The organism is Neptunomonas antarctica (assembly GCF_001305295.1).
Lineage (GTDB): Bacteria > Pseudomonadota > Gammaproteobacteria > Pseudomonadales > Balneatricaceae > Neptunomonas > Neptunomonas antarctica.
Window position 1 is genome coordinate 508,316 of record NZ_LJSI01000053.1, and the last position, 11,748, is coordinate 520,063.

Below are 11,748 nucleotides of genomic sequence, written 5' to 3' on the forward strand. Positions count from 1 at the left end.
GGTCAATGAGTCGAAATACAAAGAATGATTTTACTGTAATCGGCCAGATTACCTCGGTTTATGGTGTGAAGGGTTGGGTGAAGATTTTTTCACACACTGAGCCCATGGACAGTATCCTGACCTATTCACCGTGGTTGACGAAGGTCAACGGTCAATGGAAGCCGCTTAAAATAGAGGCTTGCAAACGACACGGTAAAGGCTTTATAGCCAAGCTGGACGGTATAGACGATCGTGATATCGCGCGCAAGTTTTGTGGTGAAGATATTGCGATTGATTCCGCGCTCTTGCCAGCATTGGAAGAGGGTGAATATTACTGGAGCCAGCTGGAAAATCTGACAGTTTATACACTTGCCGACGAATTGTTGGGACGTGTAAGTCATCTGATGGAAACCGGTGCTAACGATGTCATCATCGTTAAAGGTAATGCAGAAAGTATAGATCTTCGAGAGCGAATGATCCCTTATCTGCCCGATCAGGTGATAAAAGATATTAACCTGGAGTCAGGTACTATGCGGGTCGATTGGGATCCGGAGTTCTAGACCATGTGGTTTGGTGTTATTACGCTGTTTCCTGACATGTTTGAGGCGATTACTCAGCACGGTGTCACGGGAAGAGCTGTTCGTAATGGATTGTTGTCTGTCAGGTGTTGGAGCCCTCGGGACTTTGCACATGATAAGCACCGTACCGTGGATGACCGGCCGTATGGCGGTGGTCCGGGGATGCTGATGAAAGTACAGCCATTACGTGATGCGATCCATGCTGCTAAGGCAGTAGCGGGAGAAGGAGTTAAAGTTATTTATCTTTCTCCTCAGGGTCGTAGACTGGATCATAAGGGGGTACAGGAACTTGTTTCCTGTAAAAAGTTGATTTTAGTAGCTGGGCGCTATGAAGGTATCGATGAGCGCCTGATAGGTACAGAGATTGATGAAGAATGGTCGCTGGGGGATTTTGTCCTCAGTGGAGGCGAGTTGCCTGCGATGACCATGATTGATGCAGTCTCTAGATTAGTGCCTGGTGTGTTAGGACACGAAGATTCAGCCGGAGAAGATTCTTTTGTTGAAGGTTTATTAGATTGTCCTCACTACACGCGACCAGAATCAATTGAAGAACAGCATGTACCTGATGTTCTGCTCAGTGGCAATCATGAGAAAATCAGACGCTGGCGTCTGAAGCAACAGTTAGGCAGAACCTGGCAACGCCGTTCTGATCTGCTGGTGGATCTCAAATTGACTGCGGAGCAGCAAGCGTTGTTAACCGATTATATCCATGAGGCCGATGTGCCTGATGGCGGAATATTAGGAGCGAGCGATGAGCAGTAAGAACTTAATCATTCAGCAGATTGAAGCTGAACAGATGACAAAAGAAATCACAGCATTTTCACCTGGTGACACAATTGTTGTTCAGGTGCGAGTAGTTGAAGGCACCCGTAGTCGTTTGCAGGCATTTGAAGGCGTAGTTATCGGTAAGCGTAATCGCGGTCTGAACTCTGCTTTCACTGTACGTAAAATTTCTCACGGTGTGGGTGTTGAACGTACTTTCCAGACATACAGTAAAGTGGTTGAAGAGATTACTCTGAAACGCCGCGGTGATGTGCGTCAGGCTAAAATCTACTACTTGCGTGAGCGTAGCGGTAAATCTGCACGTATCAAAGAAAAACTCGGCTGAGTTATATTTGATTCGCTGCTGTACAAAAAAGGTGACCTCAGGTCACCTTTTTTTGTTTTAGATTAGCAAACAGCAGTAAAGATCACTAGAATCTCAGAAGGTTTATAGTATTAGGGATGGACGGATAACAAATGCGACGATGGCTTAAATGGTTGTCAATACCACTAGTTATTATCTTATTAGCAGGTGGGGTTCAAGGGTATTTCTGGTACCAGATCCGATCTGATATTGATGATTTGATTGCGTCTATAAGACCTTTCGCAAAAGTTGAATATGGGAATATTTCATTTTCATTATTGGGTCGGGTCGATGTAGATCAAATTACGATTCAGCCTGCTGCGAGCAAACAGAAAGTCTCTATTCAGCAGATGTCGCTGATAGCGTCATCCTGGACTTTTTTTCTGACAGCCCAGGAGCAGTTCCGCTCGGGTGTTCTCAGGGAACCTTTATCCCTAAATTTTTCGGGTTTACGTTACGATCTAGCGGCGACATCTACACTGGATGCAAGAACTGCTCACAGCAGCACGGTTACTTCTGCTGATCTGCAAGACAGATCGCTCGAAATGTTGCTTTGCGGAGATACTTATCAGCTGAATCAAAACACCCTGCAGGCGATGGGCTACCATTATCTGAAGGGAGGATTTGATCTGTTGTTAGAGCCCTCGGCAAACAATAAGCTAATGAAAGTACGTGTGAGTGCAGAGTTTCCTGAGCTATTAAAAGGAGAAATGAATTTATGGTTGGCGTTGCATCAGGGAGGGACTCTGCGGCGTGAGGATCTGGCTAAAACAGCTATTCAGATGTTCGGTATCACATTAAGTGACCTGGGTTATAATCAACGCTGGAAGACCTATTGTTCTCAGCAAGCAGTTATTCAACCCGAGCTCTATCTGGAACGCTACCGTTCAGCACTAGCAGATAAGTTAGGGGATAAAGGGCAAGAGACTGATAGCCCTCTTTTGGATGCTTTTGCTAGTGCTCGTGGTGCGCGATCAATTGTCGCTGCCCGTTTAGAGCCTGCGGTTCCTCTTGAATTGCAAGTATTAGCGAGTGCGGAGGGTGGAGATTCGCTATTCTCCAGTTCAGAGTTTGCCATTCAGGTTAATGGTAAAGAGTTAGCGCTCGGTGAGCGTGATTGGCAGGTAATGAGTGACTTGCTGGGTGGCGATATGCGCCAGGCGGTATCAGCAGTCGTTAAGAATGAACACATTGTTTCTGTGGTAAAAAAGCTACCTGAAGTTGCTTATATGAAAGAAATTATTCCAGGTGTTATGCCGATTCGCCCTCCTGAAGTGATGAAGGCTTTTCTGAAAACGCCAGTGAATGATCTTTCAGGTTACGTTGGGAGCGCCGTGAAGCTACGCACTTTTTTTGGACGGGATTTGGAAGGTACGCTTGTGGATGTGACCCCGGATGGGATTAGTCTTCGTCATCAAATGGAGCAAGGTCGTGCAACCTTTCCCGTTGCTAAAGATAAAATTGCGTTGATAGAAGTATACCGTTAATGGTGTCGGCATCGGCTAACCATGATGATGGCTCAGGGCAGCAATGCATAGCAGATAAACGTTTTACACGGCGTTTGCCGCAGTCTGATGATGTGTGTCAGATCAGGCAGTTTATTGATGCTATTTGGTTAGAAGAAGGGCTTAGTAAAAACACCCAGTCTGCCTATCAGCGTGATCTGTCTATTTTTGCGTGTTGGTTGAATGATCACGGTAAGCTGATTGCTGAAACGGATGCACTTGTTGTCCGCCAATATCTGATGTGGCGGGTCGAACAGCACTTTACACCCACATCAACCTCTCGATTCCTCTCTTCTGCACGACGTTTTTTCCGTTACCTTTTACGTGAATCTCTTATTTCTGAAGATCCTATGCTGTTGATCGCTTTGCCTAAACGTGGACGGCCTTTGCCTAAAACGCTGAGCGAAGCTGATGTTGAGCAAATTCTAAACTCGCCTGATGTTACAAGTGTGCTGGGTTTGCGAGATAGAGCCATGTTGGAAACGCTTTATGCATCCGGGTTAAGGGTTTCGGAGTTAATATCACTTCAGTTGGGACAGGTGAATCTTGAACTGGGTGTTATCCGAGTGGTAGGTAAAGGAGAGAAAGAAAGGCTCGTGCCGTTAGGTGAAGAAGCTGTCCGCTGGATAAAGGAGTTCCTTCTCTCCGGAAGAGCCGAATTGCTGGTAGATAGGGCGGATGAAACTCTTTTCCCCAGCCTGCGTGGCACAATGATGACGAGACAGACCTTTTGGCACAGAATTAAACGTTATGCGGTTTCCTCAGGTATTGAAAAGCCAATATCCCCGCACGTGCTTCGGCACGCCTTTGCGACGCATTTGATTAATCATGGTGCAGACCTTCGTGTTGTGCAGATGATGCTGGGTCATAGTGATCTTTCGTCAACGCAAATATATACTCACGTCGCTCAACAGCGTTTACAATCGTTGCATCAGCAACATCACCCCAGAGGGTAATTGAACTTTAATTGTTTGATTTCGTCTGATAAATGTATCCATCTGAATATTGAGAGAAGTATGCGAAGTAAAATTTTTATGGCAGGCGTGTTGCTGCTGGTGAGTACACTGGTTGCCGCTGATGATGTAAAAGATGTCATCATGAAGCAGCTCCAGAAAATTGATCAGAATATTCCAGTGGTTTCTGTTAATGCCGCGCCGCTAAAGGGTATGTACGAAATTGAACTAAGCTCTGGAGAGATTATTTATTCAGATGCCAAAGGTGAGTATTTTTTATTGGGGCAGATGTACCAGTTGTCAGATGACAAAGGCTTTGTGAATCTCACAGAAGAGAAGATGGACGATCAGCGCCAGGCGCAGCTGAGTACTATCCCAGATAAAGAAAAAGTTATATTTGAGGCTGAAGGGTCTGAAAAAACTTCTGTTTATGTCTTTACGGATGTGGACTGTCCTTATTGTCGTAAATTGCACCAAGAAGTTCCTAAGCTGCAAGCTATGGGTATTCGTGTAGAATATTTAGCGTTTCCGCGTCAAGGGCCCGGTTCACCTGCGTATAAAAAGATGTCTAATATCTGGTGTGCTGCCGATAAGGCGCAGGCCATGACACTTTCTAAGCAAGGTAAAGCGCTGGAAAATATCGATTGTAACAATCCAGTGCTGGCTCAGTATGAATTGGGTCAGAAAATTGGCGTGACAGGAACCCCTGCTATTATCACAAAAGAAGGCCGGTTGATTCCTGGCTATATGCCAGCAGAACAATTGGCTATTAAATTAGGTGTTAAACCGTAATGGAGTGATGTTGCCCAAGGGCTGTGTTGCTTAATTTGTGTTTATAGAAAAGCGATCCTTATCTGAGGGTCGCTTTTTTGTGTCGCAAAGGATTCAGATTTTATTCTGCAGCAGTTAAGCCACGTGGTGGCCTGAAATTTCTAACTGCTGCTTTTCATCGATCCTTGTTTCATGGGCGAATAAATGGCATTTGACGGTTCACGTCTTTGTACAGCAAGTAGCGGAATTGGCCTGGGCCGCCTGCGTAGCAAGATTGTGGGCAGAACGCGCGCAACCACATAAAGTCGCCTGCTTCTACTTCAACCCATTGACCATTAAGGTGGTAAACCGCTTTTCCTTCCAGCACGTACAGGCCATGTTCCATTACGTGAGTTTCGTCGAATGGAATGACGCCGCCTGGCTGGAAAGTAACAATGGTGACGTGCATGTCATGACGCATATCAGTTCCATTAACAAAACGCGTGGTAGACCATACATCAAGGTCGGGCATCATAATGGGTGCAATATTGTTCTCATTAGTAACGAAAGCTTCAGGTGCCTCGATACCTTCGACGAACTGATAAGCCTTACGGATCCAATGGAATTTTACTGGCGTGTCGCCGTTGTTACGTATTGTCCAGCGACATCCTGGTGGTAGGAAAGCGTAACCGCCTTCGGTCATAGGATGCTTTTCACCTTCTATGGTGACATCCATTTCGCCTTCAACGATAAACAATACCGCTTCAGCAGCGTTATCCAGCTCTGGCTTTTCAGAGCCGCCACCTGGTGACACTTCTACAATGTACTGAGAGAAGGTTTCAGCAAAACCACTCAGCGGTCGAGCGATAACCCACATGCGCATTCCTTCCCAGAACGGCAGAAGGCTGGTAACGATATCAGTCATTACGCGTTTAGGGATAATTGCGTATGCTTCGGTGAAAATGGCGCGATCAGACAGTAGTTGAGTCTGTGGTGGCATACCGCCCGACGGTGCGTAATAAGTGTTATTTTTTGTCATTTTTTATTCATCCTCTGTAGCGGTTTTAATGTTAATCAGCCATGAGTATAGGAAGTTTGTTTTTGATTGATAAATTAAATAATCGAATTAGAATTAGTGGGAAAATCACTGATTAAAGAAGTTTTTTATCATGAAAACGATACTTGATCCTGTACTGCTGCGCAGTTTTGTTGCGGTTGTCGATACCGGTAGCTTCACCCGTGCCGCCGAGAGTACGCACCTGACTCAATCGACTGTTAGCCAGCAGATACGTAAATTGGAATCTCAGATAGGCTGCGATTTACTGCTTCGTAAGGGGCGTTACGCTACACCAACGCTAGAGGGTGAGCGGGTGCTAAATTATGCCCGGCGTATTCTGCTCCTAATGGGAGAAGCTATCTCCCAGACACTCCTCAGTGCCGAGCAGCGCGAGATCAGGCTTGGTGTGCCCGAAGATTTTGCCACTCATGAATTGATGCCAACTCTGTCACATTTTTCTGAGGATTTTCCGGATGTGCGGCTAGAAGTTAAAAGCGGCATGTGTATTGATATTTGGCGTCAGTTCCAGCAGAACGAACTTGATATGGCGTTGGTTAAACAGCGTCCGGGTAATGCTCAGGGAATGGCGAGTTGGCCGGAGCCGCTTTGCTGGATCGACAGTTTGAAGCGGGATAATCTACAGCGAAGTACTATCGAAGGTACGCCTATTCCGTTAGTTAGCCTGCCAAGCACCGGTCTGTATCTTAGTGAGATGACGCATACTTTCGATACGCTTGGTCGGCACTGGCGTATGGCATATATCACCACTAGTCTGTCAGGTGTGAGCTGCGCGGTAGAAGCGGGGTTGGGTATTTCGTTGCTACCGCAGCGGCTGGTAACGCACAAACATCGTGTGCTGGGTTATGCAGAGGGTCTGCCCGAAATACCGGCGCTTGAGCTCACGCTGCATACCCACCCGCAGTTAACGGCGCATAGTAAACTGCTGGCGGAACGTCTGATCAAAACCTGTGATGAGATCTTCGAGCGCGCGCAACAGAGTAGGGTTTAATCGCCCTTTTAGTCGCATTCTCATTAATATCATCCGAATTATAGTCTGCAGCACTCTCTGTTTTTCTTGCTTATGGTTGGTGCAGGCGATAAGGATTGGCAGCATAAAATGATCCGGTTCCCGGTTAGGTTGCAGATTAGTCGCTTTTTTTGCAGTTTGTTGTGTGTCGAATAGAGTCTGTGTGGATTATTAGCTATAATATTTTCCATTTTTATTCGTTAAGTCGGCTTAACATTGGCCTGTAAACTGCGAGGTATTAGTTTGAAACCTGTAAAAGTTGGAATATGTGGCCTGGGTACAGTAGGTAGCGGTACATTTAATGTTTTGCATAGAAATGCAGATGAAATATCTCGTAGAGCAGGGCGTCGGATTATTGTCGAGCAGGTAGGGACGCGCCGCGATCATCCTAATTGCGATACAAAAGGCACTCAGGTAACCCGTGATATTTTTGACGTGGCAACCAATCCTGAAATTGATATCGTCGTTGAGCTGATCGGTGGTTATGACATCGCCCGGGAACTCGTGATGACGGCTATTGAGAATGGCAAGCATGTGGTTACTGCTAACAAAGCTTTGATTGCTGTTCATGGTAATGAAATTTTTGCAGCGGCACAAAAGCATAATGTGATGGTCGCTTTTGAGGCGTCTGTTGCGGGTAGTATCCCGATTATTAAAGCGATTCGTGAAGGCTTGTCGGCCAATAAAATCGAATGGCTGGCAGGTATTATTAATGGTACCGGTAACTTTATACTGACCGAGATGCGCGATAAAGGGCGTGATTTTGCTGATGTATTGGCTGAAGCGCAGGCACTGGGTTATGCAGAAACTGATCCGACATTTGATGTTGAAGGGATCGATGCTGCTCATAAATTGACTATTCTTGCTTCCATTGCATTCGGTGTTCCGCTGCAATTTGATAAAGCTTACACCGAAGGGATCAGCAAGATTACTACGGAAGATGTTCAATATGCAGAGGAATTAGGTTACCGCATTAAGCATCTCGGTTTTAGCCGTCGAACAGAAAGTGGTATTGAACTACGTGTTCATCCGACATTGATTCCTGCTACTGCATTATTAGCCAATGTAAATGGTGTGATGAATGCCATATTGGTTGATGGTGATGCCGCAGGACAAACCCTTTATTACGGTGCCGGTGCCGGTGCAGAACCAACGGCGTCTTCTGTTGTTGCGGATGTTATTGATGTTGTACGTACATTGACAGGTGATCGGGATAACCGTGTTCCTCATCTGGCTTTCCAGCCAACTGAGTTATCCGATAAACCTATTTTGCCAATGAACGAAACAGAAACTGGTTATTACCTGCGTTTACAAGCCGCTGAAAAACCAGGAGTGTTGGCAAGCATCACTAAAATTCTGGGTGATAACGGCATTAATATTGAGGCCATTGTGCAGAAAGAAACGGCTGAAGAGCAGGTGCCTGTGATTCTGCTGACTCAACGTGTCAAAGAGTGGAAGATGAACGAAGCCATTGCTGCTATCGAAGCGCTGGATGCCATTATTGGCCAGGTGACGCGTATTCGTGTTGAGCACCTTTAAGGTTCAGGGGTATTTATCGTGAAATATATATCGACGCGTGGACAAGCACCTGCTCTTAATTTCGAAGAGGTATTGTTAGCTGGATTGGCTAGCGATGGTGGGTTGTATGTGCCGGAAAGTCTGCCGGTTTTCAGTCAGGAAGAGATCGCCAGTTGGGCAGGGCTTTCCTATGCCGAACTGGCTTTTAAAATCATTTCACCTTTTGTTAATGATTGCATTGCCGATACGGACCTGAAACAGATGATTGATGAAACCTACGCGGGTTTCAATCATTCAGCCGTGGCTCCGTTGAAGGAGTTGGGTACCAATGAGTGGGTGCTTGAGCTGTTTCACGGGCCAACATTAGCCTTTAAAGATTTCGCCCTTCAGTTGCTGGGACGCCTGATGGATCATGTGCTGGTTAAGCGCAATGAACATCTGGTTATTATGGGGGCGACATCGGGTGATACCGGATCTGCCGCGATTGAAGGTTGCCGTCATTCCAAGCATGTGGATATCTTTATCCTGCATCCGCATAACCGGGTTTCAGAAGTGCAGCGTCGTCAGATGACCACTGTGCTTGCTGATAATGTGCATAACATTGCATTGGAAGGTAACTTTGACGACTGTCAGGAGATGGTTAAAGCCAGCTTCGCCGATCAAAGCTTTCTTAAAGGTATGAAGCTGGGTGCTGTTAACTCGATCAATTGGGCGCGTATTATGGCGCAGATCGTGTATTATTTTTCAGCCTCATTAGCGGTGGGCGGTCCTCAGCGTCCGGTTGCTTTCTCTGTACCTACGGGTAACTTCGGTGATATTTTCGCGGGCTATCTGGCTAAAAAAATGGGTCTGCCCATCAACCAGTTAGTGGTTGCCACTAACCGCAATGATATATTGCACCGTGCGATTTCAGACAATGATATGTCCAAAAGTGAGCTGGTGCATACCTTGTCTCCGTCCATGGATATCATGGTGTCTTCGAACTTCGAACGTATGTTGTTTGAAATTTATGATCATGATGGCGCCGCTATTGATGATCTGATGAAGCGCTTCAAAACCGAGTCAGTACAGTTAGACGAATCACGTTGGAACAAAGTTCGTGAATTGTTCGATAGTTGTGCCGTTGATGACGAGGCTACCTGCCAGACCATTGCAGATGTGCATGCTGAGACGGGATATCTGCTGGATCCTCATACCGCGATTGGTGTGAAAGCAGCGAGAGAATGTAATCGGGATAAAGCGGTGCCGATGATTGTCTTAGCGACGGCGCATCCGGTTAAATTTCCTGAAGCTATACTGAACGCCAAATTGGAGTCACCTGAACTACCGGCTCATATGACGGGATTGTTTGAACGCGAAGAGCGGTTAACGGTTCTTGATAACGATATTTCGGTTGTGCAGCAATTTATCGCAGGGCATATTCACGCTGAATAGTGCCCGGCATTCTGAAAGAGCCCGATATTAATCGGGCTTTTTTGTTTGGCTCAGATTCCTGATGTAAGAAGGAGAGTGTGTGAAACTTGTATCCATTCATCGTCGGGAAGTGCCTGACGAACCCTTTCCTATCTTTAATGAAGTACCGCTTGCGCTAGCCCGTATTTATGCCAGCCGTGGCGTACAAAGCAAAGCGCAGTTGGGGCGCAATCTTAAAGAATTACTGCCCGATACAGAGATGAAAGGGATGGCGGCGGCGGTCACTCGTTTGCTGCAGGCAGTGCGGGGTAACGAATCGATAATGATCGTCGGTGATTTTGACTGCGATGGTGCCACCAGCACAACGGTTGCGGTACTCGGGCTGCGCATGATGGGGGCAGGTAATGTTGATTATCTGGTACCTAACCGGTTTGAATATGGCTATGGTTTAAGTCCTGAAATTGTCGATGTGGCGTTTACACAATCGCCGCAACTCCTGGTGACTGTTGATAATGGTATCTCCAGTGTTGAGGGGGTAGCGCGGGCTAATCATCTGGGTATGGATGTTGTGGTGACCGATCATCATCTTGCAGGCCGCGTTATTCCTGATGCCGTTGCCATCGTCAATCCAAACCAACCGGGTTGTAACTTTAAAGCGAAGTCTACCTGCGGCGTTGGTGTGATTTTTTATGTGTTGATTGCGTTGAGACGTGCGTTGCAGGCTGAGAATTGGTTCGAAGAGAATAATCTTCCGCCGCCCAACCTGGCATCCTTGTTAGATTTAGTCGCGTTGGGAACGGTCGCTGATGTCGTGGCGCTCGAGCATAATAACCGCACACTGGTCTATCAGGGGTTGCAGCGTATCCGCGCAGGCTATGCCCGGCCTGGTTTACTGGCGCTGATCGAAATAGCGGGTCGTCGAAAAGAACGGCTGGTGGCAAGTGACTTAGGTTTTGCCGTTGCACCACGTTTGAATGCTGCAGGTCGCCTGGAAGATATGTCGATTGGTATTGAGTGCTTATTGGCAGATGATCCTGAATATGCGCATGAGCTGGCGCAGCAACTGGACCAATTGAACCTTGATAGGCGCGCCATAGAACAGGATATGCAGCAACAGGCACTGAGTTGGTTAGATGAAATGCATTTTGACAATGACTCGCTGCCTTTTGGTCTTTGTCTGTTTGAAGAGGGTTGGCATCAGGGTGTTGTCGGGATTCTGGCATCACGCATAAAGGAACGTACACATCGTCCCGTGATTGCTTTTGCGCCAGGTGATAATGGAGAAATTAAAGGTTCAGCACGTTCCATTCCCGGGTTGCATATTCGTGATGTACTGGATCAAATAGCGACGCGCAATCCAAGCCTGATCAGCAAGTTTGGTGGTCACGCCATGGCGGCGGGGCTCACACTTGCTGCAAATGGACTCGAGGATTTTCGACAGGCGTTTGATGACGTCGTGCGAGAGCATCTGAATAAAGAAGATCTGGATCAGCACCTGGAAACAGATGGCCCGCTTCAGTCGACAGAGATGACCTTAGCATTAGCTGAGAATATTCGTGAAGCAGGGCCATGGGGGCATCAGTTTCCTGAACCCTTGTTTGATGGTGTCTTTCGGGTGCTGCAGCAGAGAATTGTGGGACAGCGGCATCTCAAAATTGTATTAATGGAACCGCTATCAGGTTTGGCGATAGATGCTATTCAATTTAATACAGATCTTGCGGTATGGCCAAGTGAGAGCATTAATAGCGTCCGTGCTGTTTATAAATTAGATGTAAATGAGTTTAGAGGTCAGCAATCAGTGCAGTTAATGATTGAATATCTTGAACCTGTAACCGACTAAAA

General features: G+C 46.7%; 11 protein-coding genes. 10 read left to right on the forward strand and 1 reads right to left on the reverse strand.

What is annotated here, in order from left to right; genetic code table 11:
• Positions 1-5: 5 nt before the first annotated feature.
• The 6 genes from rimM to Nant_RS17165 all read left to right on the forward strand — a co-directional run bounded on the left by rimM (position 6) and on the right by Nant_RS17165 (position 4,933).
• Positions 6-539, forward strand: a complete 534-nt coding sequence (rimM, locus tag Nant_RS17140; protein ID WP_054342857.1) for a ribosome maturation factor RimM — start codon at positions 6-8, stop codon at positions 537-539.
• A gap of 3 nt (positions 540-542) precedes the next feature.
• Entirely contained in the window at positions 543-1,319 is a 777-nt protein-coding gene (trmD, locus tag Nant_RS17145) for a tRNA (guanosine(37)-N1)-methyltransferase TrmD (RefSeq protein ID WP_054342858.1), read from the forward strand.
• The gene (rplS, locus tag Nant_RS17150; protein ID WP_054342859.1) at positions 1,309-1,665 is read left to right on the forward strand and encodes a 50S ribosomal protein L19; all 357 of its coding nucleotides are present in this window, start codon (positions 1,309-1,311) and stop codon (positions 1,663-1,665) included. Before trmD ends, rplS begins: the two co-directional genes overlap by 11 nt.
• A 131-nt stretch (positions 1,666-1,796) precedes the next feature.
• Entirely contained in the window at positions 1,797-3,170 is a 1,374-nt protein-coding gene (locus Nant_RS17155) for a hypothetical protein (RefSeq protein ID WP_054342860.1), read from the forward strand.
• Entirely contained in the window at positions 3,170-4,144 is a 975-nt protein-coding gene (gene xerD / locus Nant_RS17160; protein WP_082400350.1) for a site-specific tyrosine recombinase XerD, read from the forward strand. Before Nant_RS17155 ends, xerD begins: the two co-directional genes overlap by 1 nt.
• Before the next feature lie 60 nt (positions 4,145-4,204).
• Positions 4,205-4,933: a DsbC family protein gene (locus Nant_RS17165; protein ID WP_054342861.1), complete on the forward strand. Its 729-nt coding sequence runs from the start codon at positions 4,205-4,207 to the stop codon at positions 4,931-4,933.
• A gap of 169 nt (positions 4,934-5,102) precedes the next feature.
• Here the strand turns inward: Nant_RS17165 and Nant_RS17170 are convergent, their stop codons facing one another.
• The gene (locus Nant_RS17170; protein WP_054342862.1) at positions 5,103-5,930 is read right to left on the reverse strand and encodes a bifunctional allantoicase/(S)-ureidoglycine aminohydrolase; all 828 of its coding nucleotides are present in this window, start codon (positions 5,928-5,930) and stop codon (positions 5,103-5,105) included.
• Positions 5,931-6,060: 130 nt separating this feature from the next.
• Here Nant_RS17170 and Nant_RS17175 point away from each other — a divergent pair, with 130 nt between their 5' ends.
• The 4 genes from Nant_RS17175 (at position 6,061) to recJ (ending at position 11,746) form a co-directional block, all read left to right on the forward strand.
• Positions 6,061-6,957 carry a LysR family transcriptional regulator gene (locus tag Nant_RS17175; RefSeq protein ID WP_054342863.1) on the forward strand — a complete coding sequence of 299 codons (897 nt, stop codon included), beginning with the start codon at positions 6,061-6,063 and terminating at the stop codon, positions 6,955-6,957.
• Between the two features lie 261 nt (positions 6,958-7,218).
• Positions 7,219-8,514, forward strand: coding sequence for a homoserine dehydrogenase (locus Nant_RS17180; RefSeq protein ID WP_054342864.1), 1,296 nt, complete (start codon positions 7,219-7,221; stop codon positions 8,512-8,514).
• Between the two features lie 18 nt (positions 8,515-8,532).
• Entirely contained in the window at positions 8,533-9,927 is a 1,395-nt protein-coding gene (gene thrC, locus Nant_RS17185) for a threonine synthase (RefSeq protein ID WP_054342865.1), read from the forward strand.
• Positions 9,928-10,006: 79 nt separating this feature from the next.
• Positions 10,007-11,746 (forward strand): single-stranded-DNA-specific exonuclease RecJ, encoded by a 1,740-nt coding sequence (gene recJ / locus Nant_RS17190; protein ID WP_082400352.1) that lies wholly within the window; start codon positions 10,007-10,009, stop codon positions 11,744-11,746.
• Positions 11,747-11,748 lie beyond the last annotated feature (2 nt).

Coding starts and splice junctions, on each gene's coding strand:
- Nant_RS17155 (WP_054342860.1), top strand. CDS start 1,797: ATGCGACGATGGCTTAAATGGTTGTCAATACCACTAGTTATTATCTTA.
- Nant_RS17175 (WP_054342863.1), top strand. CDS start 6,061: ATGAAAACGATACTTGATCCTGTACTGCTGCGCAGTTTTGTTGCGGTT.
- rplS (WP_054342859.1), top strand. CDS start 1,309: ATGAGCAGTAAGAACTTAATCATTCAGCAGATTGAAGCTGAACAGATG.
- Nant_RS17165 (WP_054342861.1), top strand. CDS start 4,205: ATGCGAAGTAAAATTTTTATGGCAGGCGTGTTGCTGCTGGTGAGTACA.
- xerD (WP_082400350.1), top strand. CDS start 3,170: ATGGTGTCGGCATCGGCTAACCATGATGATGGCTCAGGGCAGCAATGC.
- Nant_RS17170 (WP_054342862.1), bottom strand. CDS start 5,930: ATGACAAAAAATAACACTTATTACGCACCGTCGGGCGGTATGCCACCA.
- rimM (WP_054342857.1), top strand. CDS start 6: ATGAGTCGAAATACAAAGAATGATTTTACTGTAATCGGCCAGATTACC.
- trmD (WP_054342858.1), top strand. CDS start 543: ATGTGGTTTGGTGTTATTACGCTGTTTCCTGACATGTTTGAGGCGATT.